The organism is Humitalea sp. 24SJ18S-53 (genome assembly GCF_050632385.1).
Taxonomy (GTDB): Bacteria; Pseudomonadota; Alphaproteobacteria; order Acetobacterales; family Acetobacteraceae; genus Humitalea.
This window is the reverse complement of record NZ_CP192599.1, coordinates 4,392,378-4,408,492: the sequence shown is the minus strand read 5'-3', so window position 1 is coordinate 4,408,492 and position 16,115 is coordinate 4,392,378. Positions and strand designations below refer to the sequence as shown.

Sequence of the window (16,115 nt, the reverse complement as noted above, 5' to 3'; positions counted from 1 at the left end):
GCCATGTACAATCCGCCCGCCTTCCGCATTGATGACGCTGACGAACTCGCCAGCCTGATCACCCAGGCGCGCCTGGCCCTGCTGGTCTGCAACGGCGCCGATGGCATTCCCGCGGCGTCCCATCTGCCGCTGATCCTGGACCGCGCCGACAAGGTTCTGCACGGCCATCTGGCGCGCGCCAATCCGCAATGGCAGGCGCTGGCGGCGGCGGGGCGGGCGCTGGCGGTGTTCAGCGGGCCGGACGCCTATGTTTCGCCCTCGCTTTATCCCTCAAAGGCCGAGCATGGACGCGTGGTCCCGACCTGGAATTACGTCGCCGTCCACGCCCATTGCGATGTCGAGGTCTATGACGACGCCGACCGTCTGCACGCCGTCGTCTCCCGCCTGACCGACCTGCATGAATCCCCCCGGCAAAAACCCTGGGCGGTGGATGATGCGCCCAAGCCCTTCGTGGCTGGGCAGCTCAAGGGCATCGTCGGGCTGCGGCTGACCATCACGGCGCTGATCGGCAAGAAGAAGCTGTCGCAGAACCGCGCCGCGCCGGATCGTGACGGCGTGGCGGCGGGGCTGGCCGATAGCGCGGACCCGCGCGACCAGGCGGTCGCCCAGGCGATGCGGGGCTGATCAGAAGGCGATCATCCGGGGCCGCAGCGGCGCCTGCGCCACGCTGCCCACCGGTGCGGCCGCATCGCTGAACCGCAAACCCGTGACCGCCCAGCCGAGCCGCAAGGGGGCGGTCATCGACATCGTCACCCGCAGCGACGGGGCATCGTCGCCGCCCCGCCCCAGGCCCAGCGTCAGCCGGCCGATATCTTCAAGCCTGGCGCCTTCCAGCCGGGGGCTGCCCCGATCGGCCAGCACGATCGACCGCGCCTCCGGCCGTTGCCAGGCCGCCGCCATGTCCTGCGCGAGCCCATCGAGGAAGCGGCTCGCCCCGGGACCATGGTCGCGGCCGGCAGAATCGCGGAACGAAACCGCCAGGGCCGGGATGGCCGCCGCCCAATCCACGCGGTCGGTCAGTGCCGCGCTGTCCGGCCCGCGCAGGATGTCGCCGGCGATCAGCACCGGACCCGCGAACCAGGCCAGCGGCAGGGCCAGCAGGCCGAGCCAGGCGCGGCGCCGCGGGCGGGCCGCGACCGGCGCCACCGGGCGCGCGTCGAACCTGTTCCAGACGTCGTCCCAGGCATCGGCGGTCGCTCGGCTGGTCATCGTGGCGCGTCTCCCACCGCATGCGGCGTCATCTCATGATTTGAGACTAGCGACGCGCAGATGGGTGAAAGGTTAACGCCTTCGGTCCGGCGGCGGGTTTTTGTTCACGAAGCGCCAAGGAAGCGACCATGGCGCGGGACGGCCGGATCAGGCGTGCGCCCGCAACGCGTCTTCCAGCGCGGTCAGCGCCCCAGCCAGGGCCTCGGTGCCCGACGCGGCGATGGCGCCAGGCGGCGGCCCGTCGGGGTTGGTGGAGGCCGGCAGCGGCGCCCGCCCGATCACGGCCCATTGCCCCACCACCCGTCCACCCCCGCCATCGTCGCCGGCCAGCAGCAGCACGGCGATGCCGGCACGGGATTGGCCGTCGCGCAGATCGGCCTCCAGCGCCGTCACCTCGCCCTCCAGCACCAGGTCGGTGCGGGCGCGGGTGCCCTGGGCGACGATGCCGCCGAACAGACCGCTGGCCGCGAGCCAGCGGCGCAACTGCTCCTCCACCAGTTCATTCGGCGGCCCAACCCATTCGGCATAGGGATCCAGCCGTTCGGTGCCATCGGCGCGGATCACGCGCAGGCCCCGCGCGTCCAGCCCCGGGGCGGCGCGCAAGCCGCGGATCATCAAAGTCGGGCGGCGCGGGCGCCCGCCGCGCACGGCCGATGCCGGCATCGCGACCGGCATGGCGGCCGGCCGCGCGGGCTGCAACGGATAGCGCAGCGTTTCGACATAGGGGCGGTCCAGCACGGAACACCCAGCCAGCAAGGGCAGCGCCAAAAGGCCGGCGCGGCGGGTCACAAAGGGTCCGGTCATCGGGTGCGCTCGCGGTTGGTGGGTGGCGGCGGCGGGCTGCCCCAGAGCCCCTGGGACGGCGTGCGGCGGATCGTCTCCGTGGTGTCGCGCAGGTTCTGGGCCGTACCGCGCAGGTCGCGCAGCAGCGGCGCCAGGTCGGCCGAGGTATCGCTGGTCGCGACCCGGATGGTCCGCACCGCCTGTTCGACCTGGGCGATCGCGGCCGGCAGGCGCGCCATCGCCGCGCGCAATTCGGCCGCCGCGGCGGCGCTGTTCTGCACCGCGCCGCGCACCTCCGGCCCCGCCACCAGCGCGCGGGTATCGGCGGCCAGGCCGCGCATTTCCGCCACCGCCCCCGGCAGGTCGGCCTTCTCGATGGCCTCCCGGATGCCGACCAGCGTCGTCGAGGCCTCACGCAGCACCACGGCGATGTCGCCCGTGGTGATCATCGCGCGGAAATCGTTCACCAGCGCCGCGCTGTCCTGCAGGATGCGGTCGAGGGGGGCTGCCTCGATGCGGGTCAGGATCGCCTCGGCGGCCGAGGTCACTTGCGCGATGGTCGATGGCATCGACGGGATCACGGTGAACTGCGGTATCCAGGGCGTCGGTTCGACAGGAAAACGCGCCGGATCGACGAAATCGGCCTCGATATACATCACCCCGGTGATGCCCGTGCTGGCCAGCTTCACGCGCAATCCGGCCGCCACGGCCTGTTCGATGGTCGGTGCGTTGCTGCCAAGCGCCGCCGGGTCGATCGCGAACCGCACGACGACGCGCCGATAGGCCGCATCGTCGGCTTCGCTCCTCGGGCGGTTCTCGGGGCGCGGATAGAGGCTGCCGGCCAGCCGCAACTGGGTGACGCGCCCGACCTGCACGCCGCGGAACCGCACCGGCGACCCGACATCCAGCCCGGTCACCGATTCGCGCAGATAGGTCTCGAACAGGGCGGTATTGGCCGAGAACCGGCCGGAGGTCAGGAACAGCAGGAAGCCGATGCCCAGCACCCCCGCAACCAGGATCAGCGCGCCCACGCGGGCATAAAGTCTGCGGTTCACGGCCATCTAATCAACGGCCTCCCGCCGGAAAAACGCGCGCACGGTGGGGTGCGTCGCTGTGTCGCGCAATATGCGCGGGTCGCCGGTCGCGATCATGCCCTGGGCATCCTTGTCCAGCATGATGCAGCGATCCCCGATCGCCAGGATCGACTGCAATTCATGGGTGACAACGACAAAGGTGGTGCCAAGGTCACGCGCCAATTCCTGGATCAGCTTGTCCAGCCCGGCCGAGGTGATGGGATCCAGCCCGGCGGAAGGTTCGTCCAGGAACAGCAGCGGCGGGTCCAGCGCCATCGCGCGCGCGATCCCGGCACGCTTGGCCATGCCGCCGGAAATCTCGGCCGGCAGGCGATTGGCCGCATCCGACAGCCCGACCATGCCGAGCTTGATGCGGGCGGCTTCCTCGCGGGCCTCCTCCGGCATGCTCGTATGCGCCTCCATCGGCAGCATCACGTTCTCCAGCAGGGTCATGGAGCCGAACAGGGCGCCCGATTGCCACATCACCCCCAGCCGCGTCAGCAACGCTTCACGCGCGTCCCCATCGGCGCCCAGCATGTCGGTGCCCAGGATGTCGATGGACCCCGCGGTGGGCGGGAACAGGCCGATCAGCAGTTTCAGCAGGGTGGACTTGCCGCAGCCGGAGCCGCCGAGGATGACGAAGACCTCGCCCTTCTTCACCTCGAAGGACACATCCTTGAACAAGGTGCGACGGCCGAAGGCCATGGCCAGGTCCTTGACCGTGACCACGGGCGGGCCGGGCTGGCGCTTCGGGCGGTCGTCGCCCTCACGCTTTGTGGGGGTTTGCGCCTCGCGCTTCGCGCGGTCCTCAGCCTCGCGCTTGCCGCGGTCCTCGGTCGGGTCCGGCGCGTCGGTCACCAGCCCATCCTGAAGAACACGACAGCGAAAATGCCGTCGAGGATGATCGTGGAGACGATGCCGCCAACCACCGCCCCGGTCGCCGCATCGCCCACCGCCCGCGGCCCGCGCCCGGCCGAAAGCCCGGCCCGGCAGCCGATCAACGAGATCGCGAAGCCGAAGGCGGCCGCCTTGCACAGCCCGCCGACCATGTCCCCCAGGTGCAGCGTCTGTTCCAACTGGTTGATGGTGGCGACGAAGGGGAAGCCCAGGCCCAGCATCACCAGCCCCATGCCGATCAGCCCCGTCAGGGTCAGCAACAGCGCCAGCGCCGGCATCACGATCGTGCCGGCGAACAACCGCGGCAGCACCAGCATGCGCATGGGGTCGATCCCCATGATCCGCAGCGCGTCCACTTCCTCATTTACCGTCATGGTGCCGAGTTCGGCGGCATAGGCCGAACCGGTGCGCCCGGACAGGATGATCGCCGCCATCAGCGGCCCCAGTTCGCGCATCAGCGAAATGCCGACCAGTTGCGGGATGAAGATCTCGGCCCCGAACTGCCGCATCGGGATCGAGGACTGGAACGCCAGGATGACCCCCAGCAAGGTGCCCAGCAGGATGGTCAGCGGAAAGGCGCGGGTGCCGGCCTCATCCAGGTGCCGCAGCACATCGCCCAGCCGCACCCCGCGCGGCCGCACGACATAGGAGGCACCCGCGACCGCCGTTTCGCCGACAAAGGCGATTTTTTCCTGCAGGCCGCCCAGGAAATCGAAGAACCCGGCCCCGACGCTGGACAGCAGCGACAGCGGACGCGGCCCCGCCTGCGGCGCGGGGGCCGCCGCCGCGGTCACCGCGCGGGCCAATACCGCCGCGACGGGGGCCGAGGCGCCCTCGACCTTCGGCGCCGCCTCGCTGCCCGCCGCATGCAGCAGCAAGGTCGCGCCATTGGTGTCGAGCGAGTCCACCGCCTTGAGATCGAGCGTGATCGCCCCGGTCGCTTCGGCCCGCGCCTCGCTCGCCGGGCGCCACAGGGCCGCGGCGGCCTGGGAATCCAGCGTGCCCGCAAAGATCAACCGGTCGCCGTCGCGCGTCAGCGAGGGCGGCGCAGGGCTGGCGCTGGTGGGGGCTTCGGCGGCCATGCTCTCCTGTCCCCGCGGCGCGAACATGTTGCGGCGCGGCGTGGTCGTCCTTGTGCCCGTCGCGGCGCGCCGCGCCAAGTGTCCAGGCGCGCCAAGCCAAGTGTTCGGGGGCGCCGCGCCAGATGCCGCGCCCTGGCGATGTGTCGCTATCCGGTGATCATGGCGGCGGCCCGCAAACCGCTTTCCCAGGCGCCGCCGACAGTGCCGGCCAGCGTCGGGTGGCAGGCCTCGCCCGCCAGGATGACCCGACGGGCCGCATCCAGCGGCGTGCCCAGCACACCCCGCGCCGCGGCCTGGCCGGGGCGGGCGTGGCTATAGGCGCCACGCGACCAGGGATCGCGGCCCCAATCGGTGACTATGGCGCGCCCCCAGTCGAAGGCCGATTCGCCACGCGCGCCAAAGCGCGCGGCGATCTCGGCCCGCATCAACGCGATCGTGGCCGAGGGCGGCTGGTCCGCCAGCGCCCAGGCCACAGGCCCGCCGACAAAGCCGAGCGCATGCGGCTGGCCAAAGGGCCAGAGCAGGAAGGTGACCAGCGTCTCGCCCGGCGCGATCTGCCGGTCCACGACGGAAAACGGCACCACGTCCAGCCGGTCGGCCCCGGCTGCCGGCAGCAGCACCTTGGTCAGCAGGCCGAGCGGCAGCGCCTCGGCCGCCGCCTGCTGCGGCACGGGAAGCGGCGGCGAAAACGCGAAATCCAGCAGCAGCGGGGTCGGCAGCGTCACGATCGCGTGTTTGGCGGTGACCGGCCCGGCGGCGGTCTGCGCCACCACGCCGGGGCCGGACCAGTCCAGCGCGGTGACCGGGCAGGACAGGCGGATCGGCAAGCCGCCGCCCAGGCGCGCGACCAGATGGCCGAACCCGCCCTCGGGCAGCAGGTTCGGCGGGTCCAGCGCATTGGCGGTGAAATCATGCAGATCTATCGCTGCCAGCGGGGCGGCGGAGATCAGATCGCCCGCCCAGGCCGCGATGGTGGGCCCCCAGGGGCCGGTGGGTATGGGCACGCCGCGCGGGCCGGGGCCGGCGGCTTTGACATGGGCGTAAAATCCGGCCTGCGCGGCGTCGCGGGCGGCGACCTCGGCCGGGCTGGCGCGGCGGGGGCCGACAAAGGTGATCTCATCGCCCAAGGCATCATGATCGGCCAAGGTCACACCCAGCCCGCGCGCCAGCGGCGTCAGCGGGTTGGTGCGGCCGCTGTGCAGCCAGGAGGCACCGGCATCGAAGGCGCCTTCCGGCGTGTCGATCGTCCAGGCCCGGCCGCCGACGCGGTCCCGCGCCTCCAGCACCAGCACCGAACGCCCGGCGGCGACCAGGGCGCGCGCGGCGGCGATGCCGGCGGCCCCGGCACCGATGACCAGCACATCGGCATCGGGCATCAATCCAGCCGGGCGCCGCTGATTTCCACCAGCCGCCGCCAGGGCGCCTGTTCGGCCGCGATCAGCGCCCCAAGCGCCGCCGGCGTCGCGGAGGTCACCACGTCATACCCAAGCGGCCGCAGCCGCTCGATGAAATCGGGCATCACCGCGACCTGGCGGATCGCGCCGAACAGGCGCTCGACGACCGGGGCCGGGGTATGGGCGGCGGTCATCAGCGCGTTCCAAGTGACGACATCCATCTCGCCCAGCCCGATATCGGCGAATTCGGCATAGCCGGGGATGTCCGGCGCGAAGCCCAGGCGTTGCGCGGTGGAGACCGCCATGGCCTTGAACTTGCCGCTCTCCACATGCGGCATCAGTGCGGGCGACACGTCGAACATCATGTCGATGGTGCCCGACAGCAGATCGTTGATGGCCGGCCCGCCGCCGCGATAGGGCACGTGCAGGATACGTGCGCCGGTCGCCTGGTTCACTGCCTCGATATTCAGGTGGCTGGTGGTGCCGGTGCCGGAGGAGCCCATTCTTATGCCCTCCGGGTTCGCCCGGCCCCACAGGATCACGCTGCGAAAATCGGTCCAGCGGCGCCGCGTCGCGGTTTCGGCGTTCACCACGCACAACAACCCGCCCGTGGTGACCTGGGTGACGGGCGTCAAATCCTTCTGCGGATCAAACGGCATGTTGCGCGACATATAGGATGCGGCGGCCAGGGTGGTGACGCTGATCAGGCCCAGGATGCTGCCATCGGCCGGGCCCTTGGCGACCACGTCGGCGCCCAGCAGCCCACCGGCGCCGCCGCGGTTTTCCACCACCACCGACTGGCCGATCACGGTTTGCAGGCGTTCGGCGATCAGCCGGCCCAGGATGTCCACCGCCCCACCGGGCGGGAAGGGCACCACCAGCCGGATCGGCCGCCCGCCGGCGATGGGCTGGGCGCGGGCGACCGCGGGTGCGGCCAGGGCGGCGAGGAGCAGGGGGCGGCGACGCATGGCGATCTCCCGGGGGCGGCCTGTCAGGGTGACGCCCCCGGGGGATGTTTCGCAAGCCGCGGGCGGATCAGTCGCCGCGCCGCGGGCGGATCAGTCGCCGCGCCGCGGGCGGATCAGTCCCCACGCCGCAGGCGGATCAGTCCAGAGTCGCGCCCGAATCCGCGACCAGCTTTTCCCACGTCGACAACTGGCTGGTCAGGTAGGCGCCGAAGGCGGCCGGGGTCGCATCGGTGATCGGCTCGAACCCCAGGGGCTGCAGCCGCGCCTTGAACTCATCCGATCGCACGACCTGCACGATGGCGCGGTGCAGGATGGCGATGCGATCCTCCGGCGTGCCGGCCGCCACATTGATGGCGTACCAGGACTGCATGTCGATGTTGCTGCCCGGCAGGGCCTCGCGCATCCCCGGCACATCCTCCAGCCCCGGCACATAGGTCACGCGTTCGGCGCTGCCGACGGCCAGCGGGCGGAAGCGGCCCTCGCGCACATGCGGCATCAGTGCCGGCATCACGTCGAACATCATGTCGATGGTGCCGCTGACCAGGTCGGTGATGGCGGGGCCGCCGCCACGATAGGGCACATGGGTGATGTCCACGCCGGCGAACTTGCTGACCGCGCTGATGGTCAGGTGGCTGACCGTGCCCGTCCCGCTGCTGCCCATCGAGATCTTGCCCGGGTTGGCGCGGGCAAAGGCGATCATCTCGGCGAAGGTGCGATAGGGGCGATCGCTGTTGACCACGCAGAGCACCGTGCCGGTGGAGACGCGCGTCACAGGCGCCAGGTCACGCGACGGGTTGAACGGCATCGACCGCCGATACAGGAACGGGTTCGCCGCCATGATCGAGGCGGTGGAGAGCAGCAGCGTGTGGCCATCCTTGTCGCCCTTGGCGACCACATCGGCGCCGAGGTTGCCACCCGCACCGCCGCGATTGTCCACGACCAGCGACTGCCCCAGGATCGGTTGCAGCTTTTCCGCCAGCAACCGGCCGGTGATGTCCACCGCCCCGCCCGGCGCGAAGGGCACCACGATCCGCAAGGACCGGCTGGGGAAGGCGGTTTGCGCGCGCGCGAACGCCGGGGCCGCCAGCAACGGCGCGGCGGCGAGCAGGGTTCTGCGGGTCGTCGTCATGATCATGTTCTCCGGGGGGGGTGCGCAGGGAATGGGAAGCGCCGCTTGTCAGGTCAAGGCATGAAACAGCACGGCCGCCGCCGCGGACACATTCAGGCTTTCGACCAGCCCCGATCCGGGCAGGGTCACCCGCATCTCGCAGGCGGCGATGGTATCGGGCGCCGGGCCGGTTTCCTCATTGCCCAGGACCAGCGCGATGGGCCGGTCGCGCGGCACGGCGGCCGGCGCGACGCCGCCGGCGGCGACGGCCACCACGGTCAGCATGCGCGGCGCCAGGCCGCGCAGGACCGAGGCCAGGGGGTCGGCGCGATACAGGGTCAGGTGCTCCAACCCGCCTTCGGACACGCGATAGGCCGCATCCGACAGCCCCGCCCGCCCCATGCCGCCCAGCAGCATGGCCCGCGCGCCGAAGAACGCCGCCGTCCGGGCCAGGGCGCCCAGGTTGTGCGGATTGCCCACCCCATCCAGCACCGGCAACAGCGTGCCCGTGATCGCCAGATTGTCCGGCAGGGCCATCAGGGATCGCGGTTCGGCGATGCCGACGATGCCGCCATGATGCGGCGTGCCGGCGATGCGGGTCATCTCCTCTGGCGGGACTTCGCGGTAGGGGCGGCGGGACTTGGCCAGCAGCGCGCAATAGGGCCCAGCGCGGAAACGTTGTTCGGGCACATAGAAGAGTCGCAGCACCGCCGCCGGACGGCAGGCGAAGAGGGCGGCGACGGCCGGGGCACCGCAGATGCGGTCAGGGTCAGTGAAGCTCACGACCCCGTCCCTAGCACAGCCGCGGCCCGGTTACGCCATCATACCCCGGGCGCCGATCGGCCAGAGGCATTCCACCCGGCCCTTCCGCACACCCACATACCAGTCGAAACGATCCACCGTCGGGTCGCAATGCCCGGGCACCAGGCGCAGTTTCTCGCCCAGGGCGGGGGCCGCGCCGTCGCCAATGGTGATCTTCCCGTGCTCGTCGCTGGCCCCGACATAGGCCAGCCCCGGGCGTTCCCAGACCAGCGGATAGCCGCTGTCGGTCGGGATCGCCTTATGCCCCGCATCCACCACCGCGACCCCGGGCACCGCGCGCGACATCACCGTGGCCAGCACGAACAGCGCATGGCGGAACGGCGGCGGCGACGCGTTCCGGGCGTAATCCGCATCCATGAAGGCATAGGACCCCGCCTGGATTTCCGTATAGACGCCGCTGCCCGCCTCCAGCGCGAAGGTCCCGGTGCCGGCGCCGCCGACAATCGGACAATCCAGCCCACGCTGGCGCAACTGTTCGACCGTGCGGCGGCTGTCCTCGCTGGCCGAGGCGATGGCGGCGACGCGCGCTTCCGGATCGCGGATGTGCTGGGCGCTGCCGTGATAGGCTTGGAGCCCGCCAAAGATCAGGTGCGGGCTGTCGGCGATTCGGGTGGCCAGCGCCACCGCCTCCGGCCCCGGCGTCACGCCGCAGCGCCCCGCGCCCACGTCGATTTCCACCAGCACCGTCAGCCGGCGACCGGCGGCCTCGGCGGCGGCCTCGGCCGCGACGATCTGGGCTTCGTCGTCGACGCAGACCGCCACATCGGCGATGCGCGACAGCGCCATCAGGCGCGCCAGCTTCTTCGGCCCGACGACCTCGTTCGACACCAGGATGTTGCGCACCCCGCCCCAGGCGAGGATCTCGGCCTCACCCACCTTCTGGACGCATTGCCCGATGGCGCCGCGCAGGATCTGCGCATTCGCGACCACCGCCGACTTGTGGGTCTTGGCATGTGCCCGCAGCCGAACCCCCGTCGGGATCAGGGCGCCGGCCATGGTGTCGAGGTTATGCTCGAAGGCATCGAGATCCAGCACGAGCGCGGGAGTCTCGACATCCTCCTCACGCATGCCGGGTTCGGCGGGCGGGTATTGCATGTCAGGGGCCCTTGTCGATCGCGTCCAGCACGCTGGGATGAAACAGGTCTTCGGGCGCGATGGGCTGGGCCGCAAGCCCATCGGCGACGGCATAGCGAATCATCGCCGCGATTTCGTCGCGATTGCGCGCCAGCCCATAGGGCCAGGGGTTGCCGCCCATGAGGCTGGACTGTTCCTGCGCCTCGTAATGCGAAAAGGGCAACGACACCCGCAGCACATTGCCCAGCATCATCTCGCGCACCGAGGCGTTCTTGGCGGCGCAAAACGCCTCGAACAGCGCCATCGGCAGGTCGGGATTCGCGGCGGCGACATCCTTGCGGATGGTCAGGCAATGCATGATCGGGAAGAAACCGGTCGCGGCATGATAGGCTTCCTCCGCCGCGCGCGGTTCGGGCCAGAGGCGCGCAACCGGCGCGCCGGCAGTCAAGGCCCCGGCCGGCGGGCGCGGCCCGAAGAAGGCATCGACCCGGCCGGCGATCAACGCCTCATCCGCCGTTTCGCCCAAGGGGGCCAGATCCATCCCCGGCGGAGGCGTGATCGCGATGCGTTCGCTGACGATCCGCCATTTGATCGAGGCCGTATCGACCCCGTGCTGGTCGCGCAGGATGCCGCGCACCCAGAGCGCCGCCGTCTGCTGGTATTCCGGCAGCGCGATGGTCTTGCCCGCAAGATCCCCGGGGCCGTTGATCCCGCGATCCGTCCTGATCCAGACGGCATTGTGCCGGAAAGCGCGCGACAGGAAGACGGGGATGCCGGTGTAGCGGCTGTCGCCGCGTGCCGTGGTGACGATGTGGCTGCCCATGCTGAGTTCCGCGACGTCAAACGCCGCTTCACGCAGGGTGCGCCGGAAGATGATCTCGGGCTCGTCGGCGACATGCGTGATGGCGACGCCGGGGATCGGAAACCGCCCATCCAGCACCGGGCGGGTGCGGTCGGTCAGGGTGCTCGCCAGGACGATCGGGATCATGCGGCGGCCCTCATCACGGCGCTGACAATGCGGTTGTGGCTGCCGCAGCGGCACAGATGCGGGTCCAGCGCGGCACGCACCGTCGCCTCATCCGGATGCGGCGTGGTCTCCAGCAAGGCCGAGGCACTGACCAGAATCCCCGGCAGGCACCAGCCGCATTGCCCCGCCTGTTCGTCAAGAAACGCCGTCTGCAAGGCATGCGGCGCCTCCGCCGTGCCAAGGCCTTCCACGGTGGTGACGCGGCACCCCTCCACCGCCGTCAGCGGCAAGGTGCAGGACGGCACCGACTTGCCATCCAGCAGCACATGGCAACAGCCACAGGCCTCCGCACCGCAGCCGAATTTCGGCCCGTTGAGTTCCAGCGGCCCCCGCAGCGCATGCAGCAGGGTGGCGTCATCCGGCAAATCCACCGAAACGGGGCTGCCATTCAGGGTGAAGCGCGTCATCAGCCGGCCTGGATCCGGGCCATGCGGATGTATTCCGCCTGGCGCGTGATGTCGGCGCGCAGGAAGGTGTCGAATTCGGCGATGCTCATCGGCATCGGCTGGGCGCCCATGCGGGCCTGGGCGGCCTTGGTGGTCTCCAGCCCCAGGATGCGGTTCACCTCGCCGTTCAGCCGTTCCACGATCGGGGCCGGCGTGCCGATGGGGGCCATCAGGCCGAGCCAGATGCTGGCGTCATATCCCGGCAGCGTCTCGGCCAGCGGTGGCGCTTCCGGCAGCAGCACGCTGCGGGTCGGGCCGGTCGTGGCCAGCGCGCGCACGCGGCCGGCAACGATCTGTTCGCGCATGGTAGGGATGGCGTCGAACATCATCGGCACCTGGCCGCCGATCAGCGCGGTCCGCGCCTCGTTCGACCCGCGGAAGGGGATGTGGCTCAACTGGATGCCGGCCATGGCGGCAAAAACCTCGCCGGCGATGTGATACGGCGTGCCGGGGCCGGAGGAGGCGAAGTCGATCGCCCCCGGCCGCGCCTTGGCCGCCGCGATCAACTCGGCAACGGTGGAAACGCCCAGGCTCGGGTGCACGGCCAGCACATGGAAGGCGATGTTGATCGCCGCGACCGGCATCAGGTCGCGCATCAGCGCATAGGGGCGCGCCGGGATCAGCGTCTCATTCGCCGTATGCGTGTTGCTCATCAGCAGCAGCGTCTGCCCATCGGGCGGCGATTTCGCGACCAGGTCGGTGCCGATGACGGCCCCCGCGCCGGGGCGGTTCTCGATGATCACCGACTGGCCGAGCGACACGGCCAGCGGTTCGGCCAGGAAGCGCGCCGCGACATCGGCGGAACCACCGACGCCAAAGGGCACGACGATGCGGATCGGGCGGCTGGGCCAAGCCTGGCTGAAGGCGGGGCGTGCCAGCAGCAGCGCCGGTAGCGCCAATGTTGAACGGCGGTCGATCATGCGGCGCTCTCCTTTTCGGATGTTGTTTTTTGTTGTTGGACGTATTCCCAGTCGGGCGAGGGAATCCCGAGCCAGGCGGCACGCAGCGATTCCTCCCAACCCACCCGCACGGTGCGCAGATAGGGGTCTTCCTCCACGATCCGCCGTTGCAGCGCGATGTCGTGCGTGCCCTCCCGATACACCAGCAGGTCCAGCGGCAACCCGCAGGTCAGGTTCGACCGGATCGTGCTGTCCATGCTGACCAGCACCAGCTTGATGCCCTGGTCGATGCTGGTGTCATGGCGCACGCCGCGATCCAGCACGGGCTTGCCGTATTTGTGCTCGCCGATCTGCAGGAAAGGGTTGTCCGGCGTCGCCTCGATGAAATTGCCGGCGGCATAGACCAGGTACAGCCGCATCGGCCCGCCGGCGATCTGCCCGCCGACCATCACCGACACGTCGAAGCCGATATTCTGCGCCGACAGCATCGCGGCATCGGCGCGATAGACATCGCGGATCGCCTCGCCGACCAGGCGGGCGGCCTCGAACATATTGGTCACGTTCAGCAAGGTTTGCTTGCGCTGGTCGAGGAAGACGCCGTCCTGCAAGCGGTTCCACGCCGATTGCGTGATGGCCAGGTTGCCCGCCGACAGCAGGCACAGCATCCGTTCACCCGGCGCCGTCACGGTGAACATCTTGGAGAAGGTGGAGATGTGATCGACACCCGCATTGGTGCGGGTATCGGCAAGCATGACCAGTCCTTCCTGCAAGAACAGGCCGACGCAATAGGTCATGTTGTTTCCTCCAGCTTTACCCGTGCAGATACGTGTCCGCGATCTGGATGCCAAGGCGGAGGTTGATGCCGATGGTCTCGGTGATGAAGGCGTGCACGCCCTGCTCCAGGATATCCTCGATCCTGGCGTTCCGCAGCCGCGTGTGCAGGGCGGCGACGATGTCATTCGCCTCCCCACGCCGGCCGCCGGCATCCTGCGAAATCCGGTCCAGCACCTGGTCCACGCGGCGATAGCAGGCGACCAGCGAACGCGGCAATTCCGGCTTCAGGATCAGCAATTCCGCGACCAGCCGCGGCGTCAGCCGGGCGCGATAGACGTGCTGGTAGGCGCGCAGCGACGCGACGGCGCGCAGCACCGCCTGGCATTGCGCGTGGGATGACGCATCCTCCGGTGCATCGGGCACGAAGACCGCATGGCGCACATCCAGCAGCCGCGCGGTATTGTCGGCGCGTTCCAGCATGGTGCCGAGGTGGGTGAAGCGCCAGGCCTCGCCCCGCAGCATCGTGTCGGCGGCGGCCCCGTTGAACAGCAGGGTTCGGGCCTTCACCCAATCCAGGAACCCGGGCAGCCGGTCGCCCTGGATGGTGCCTTCATCCATGCGGCGGAATTCCAGCCAGGTCTCGTTGATCGCCTCCCACATGTCGGCGGTCAGCGCGGTGCGCACGGCGCGCGCGTTGCGCCGCCCGTTCTCGATGCAATTGGCGATCGAGGAGGGGTTGTCGGTATCCAGCGTCAGCCAGTGGATCGCCGTCTCGCCGGTCGCGGCGCCATGCTTTTCGGCAAAGGCCTCACGCCCGCCCGTGGCGGTGACCAGCGCCTGCCATTCCTGCGGCGCCGAAGCCAGCGCGCCGCCCAGCGAGGCCATGCGCAGCGACGCCTGCAAGCCGCGCGCGACATTGCCGGCGCGTTCGGAATAGCGGCCGAGCCAATACAGGCTGTCAGCGGTGCGGGAGAGCATCAGCCGCCCCCCCCCTGGCTTTGCGATTGGCTTTGCGACCCGCCGCCGGATTGGGACTGGGATTGCGATTGGCTCTGGACCGGTTCGTCCTCCACCACCCAGGTGTCCTTGGTGCCGCCGCCTTGCGATGAATTCACCACCAGCGACCCTTCCCGCAGCGCGACCCGCGTCAGCCCGCCCGGCACGATCCGCACTTCACGCCCGGTCAGCACGAAGGGCCGCAGATCGACGTGGCGCGGCGCGATGCCGCTATCCACCAGCGTCGGCACGGTGGACAGCGCGAGCGTCGGCTGCGCGATGTATTCATGCGGCCGCGCCCGGATGCGGGCGGCGAAATCGGCACGTTGTTCGGGCGTGCTATGCGGCCCGACCAGCATGCCATAGCCGCCGGAGCCATGGGTCAGCTTCACGACCAGCTTGTCCAGGTTCGCCAGCACGTATTCGCGCTCATCCTCCCGTTCGCACAGGAAGGTCGGCACATTCGCCAGCAGCGGTTCCTCGTTCAGGTAGAAGCGCACCATCTCCGGCACGAAGGGGTAGATCGCCTTGTCGTCGGCGATCCCGGCCCCCGGCGCGTTGCACAGCGCGACATTGCCGGCGCGATAGGCCCGCATCAGCCCCGCGACGCCCAGGGTGCTGTCCGGAAGGAAGACCTCCGGGTCCAGGTATTCATCGTCGATGCGGCGATAAATGACATCGACCCGCTTCGGCCCGGCCGTCGTCTTCATGAAGACGATGTCGTCCTCGACGAAAAGGTCGGTGCCCTCGACCAGCTCGACACCCATCTCATCGGCCAGGAAGGAGTGTTCGTAGTAGGCCGAATTATACGGCCCCGGCGTCATCACCACGACGATCGGATTTCCGGTACAGTTTTCCGGCGCGATGGATTTCAGGGTTTCGAGCAATTCCTCGGGGTAGTTGTTCACCGGCAGCAGGCGATGCGCCGCGCAGACATCGGGGAACAGCCGCAGCATCGCCTCGCGGTTTTCCAGCATGTAGGACACGCCCGATGGCGTGCGGCAATTGTCCTCCAGCACATAGAATTCGTCAGGTCCCGTGCGGACCATGTCGATCCCGGCGATCTGCGAATAGACGCCGCGCGGCGGATGGATGCCGACCATTTCCTTCCGGTAGCAGGCATTCTCCATCACCAGCGCGCGCGGGATCAGCCCGGCGTCGAGGATTTTCCCCTCGCTATACACGTCGGCCAAAAAGGCGTTCAGCGCCCGTACCCGCTGTTCCAGCCCCTTGGCCAGCCGGTCCCATTCGCCGCGGCCCAGGATGCGCGGGATGATGTCGAAGGGGATAAGCCGCTCCGGGTCACCACCCTCGCCATAGACCGCGAAGGTGATGCCGATGCGGCGGAACAGGACCTCCGCCTCGCGCCGCTTTCGCTGCAACAGCGGTTCGCCGGCGGTGGCGAGGTAGCGGGCAATGCCGGCATAGGGGGGGCGCGTGCCTTCCCCTTCCGTCATTTCGTCGAAGGGGGCGGGGCGGTCCGTCACGGCGATCTTCGTTGTCCCAAGGTCGTGATGCAGTCTCGGCAAGCAAAGCGGGCTGCGCAAGGGCCGGGACCGGGGG

Annotated in this window: 17 protein-coding genes; 1 reads left to right on the top strand and 16 read right to left on the bottom strand. The window is 69.7% G+C overall.

Annotated elements, in window-relative coordinates; genetic code table 11:
* Window positions 1–3 precede the first annotated feature (3 nt).
* Window positions 4–624 carry an FMN-binding negative transcriptional regulator gene (locus ACQW02_RS21180; RefSeq protein ID WP_431281888.1) on the top strand — a complete coding sequence of 207 codons (621 nt, stop codon included), beginning with the start codon at window positions 4–6 and terminating at the stop codon, window positions 622–624.
* Here the strand turns inward: ACQW02_RS21180 and ACQW02_RS21175 are convergent, their stop codons facing one another.
* From ACQW02_RS21175 to ACQW02_RS21100, 16 genes are all read right to left on the bottom strand, one after another.
* The gene (locus ACQW02_RS21175; RefSeq protein WP_431281887.1) at window positions 625–1,209 is read right to left on the bottom strand and encodes a hypothetical protein; all 585 of its coding nucleotides are present in this window, start codon (window positions 1,207–1,209) and stop codon (window positions 625–627) included.
* A 147-nt stretch (window positions 1,210–1,356) separates the two neighbouring features.
* Window positions 1,357–2,013: a hypothetical protein gene (locus ACQW02_RS21170; RefSeq protein WP_431281886.1), complete on the bottom strand. Its 657-nt coding sequence runs from the start codon at window positions 2,011–2,013 to the stop codon at window positions 1,357–1,359.
* The gene (locus ACQW02_RS21165) at window positions 2,010–3,053 is read right to left on the bottom strand and encodes an MlaD family protein (protein ID WP_431281885.1); all 1,044 of its coding nucleotides are present in this window, start codon (window positions 3,051–3,053) and stop codon (window positions 2,010–2,012) included. Before ACQW02_RS21165 ends, ACQW02_RS21170 begins: the two co-directional genes overlap by 4 nt.
* Window positions 3,054–3,770, bottom strand: coding sequence for an ABC transporter ATP-binding protein (locus tag ACQW02_RS21160; protein WP_431285952.1), 717 nt, complete (start codon window positions 3,768–3,770; stop codon window positions 3,054–3,056).
* A gap of 149 nt (window positions 3,771–3,919) precedes the next feature.
* Entirely contained in the window at window positions 3,920–5,044 is a 1,125-nt protein-coding gene (locus tag ACQW02_RS21155) for an ABC transporter permease (RefSeq protein ID WP_431281884.1), read from the bottom strand.
* Between the two features lie 146 nt (window positions 5,045–5,190).
* Complete coding sequence (locus tag ACQW02_RS21150; RefSeq protein WP_431281883.1) at window positions 5,191–6,420, bottom strand: flavin monoamine oxidase family protein; 1,230 nt, start codon at window positions 6,418–6,420, stop codon at window positions 5,191–5,193.
* Window positions 6,420–7,406: a Bug family tripartite tricarboxylate transporter substrate binding protein gene (locus ACQW02_RS21145; RefSeq protein WP_431281882.1), complete on the bottom strand. Its 987-nt coding sequence runs from the start codon at window positions 7,404–7,406 to the stop codon at window positions 6,420–6,422. The genes ACQW02_RS21150 and ACQW02_RS21145 overlap by 1 nt, the downstream gene beginning before the upstream one ends.
* Window positions 7,407–7,542: 136 nt before the next feature.
* Complete coding sequence (locus ACQW02_RS21140; protein WP_431281881.1) at window positions 7,543–8,535, bottom strand: Bug family tripartite tricarboxylate transporter substrate binding protein; 993 nt, start codon at window positions 8,533–8,535, stop codon at window positions 7,543–7,545.
* Between the two features lie 48 nt (window positions 8,536–8,583).
* Window positions 8,584–9,297: a TrmH family RNA methyltransferase gene (locus ACQW02_RS21135; RefSeq protein ID WP_431281880.1), complete on the bottom strand. Its 714-nt coding sequence runs from the start codon at window positions 9,295–9,297 to the stop codon at window positions 8,584–8,586.
* 30 nt (window positions 9,298–9,327) lie between these two features.
* Window positions 9,328–10,431, bottom strand: a complete 1,104-nt coding sequence (locus ACQW02_RS21130) for a DSD1 family PLP-dependent enzyme (protein WP_431281879.1) — start codon at window positions 10,429–10,431, stop codon at window positions 9,328–9,330.
* Window position 10,432: 1 nt separating this feature from the next.
* Window positions 10,433–11,398: an ABC transporter substrate-binding protein gene (locus ACQW02_RS21125; protein ID WP_431281878.1), complete on the bottom strand. Its 966-nt coding sequence runs from the start codon at window positions 11,396–11,398 to the stop codon at window positions 10,433–10,435.
* Window positions 11,395–11,844, bottom strand: a complete 450-nt coding sequence (locus tag ACQW02_RS21120; RefSeq protein WP_431281877.1) for a (2Fe-2S)-binding protein — start codon at window positions 11,842–11,844, stop codon at window positions 11,395–11,397. The genes ACQW02_RS21125 and ACQW02_RS21120 overlap by 4 nt, the downstream gene beginning before the upstream one ends.
* Entirely contained in the window at window positions 11,844–12,803 is a 960-nt protein-coding gene (locus tag ACQW02_RS21115) for a tripartite tricarboxylate transporter substrate binding protein (RefSeq protein ID WP_431281876.1), read from the bottom strand. The genes ACQW02_RS21120 and ACQW02_RS21115 overlap by 1 nt, the downstream gene beginning before the upstream one ends.
* Window positions 12,800–13,576: a peptidase gene (locus ACQW02_RS21110; RefSeq protein WP_431281875.1), complete on the bottom strand. Its 777-nt coding sequence runs from the start codon at window positions 13,574–13,576 to the stop codon at window positions 12,800–12,802. Before ACQW02_RS21110 ends, ACQW02_RS21115 begins: the two co-directional genes overlap by 4 nt.
* Before the next feature lie 16 nt (window positions 13,577–13,592).
* Window positions 13,593–14,534, bottom strand: a complete 942-nt coding sequence (locus ACQW02_RS21105; protein ID WP_431281874.1) for an alpha-E domain-containing protein — start codon at window positions 14,532–14,534, stop codon at window positions 13,593–13,595.
* Window positions 14,534–16,039, bottom strand: a complete 1,506-nt coding sequence (locus tag ACQW02_RS21100; RefSeq protein WP_431281873.1) for a circularly permuted type 2 ATP-grasp protein — start codon at window positions 16,037–16,039, stop codon at window positions 14,534–14,536. The genes ACQW02_RS21105 and ACQW02_RS21100 overlap by 1 nt, the downstream gene beginning before the upstream one ends.
* Window positions 16,040–16,115 lie beyond the last annotated feature (76 nt).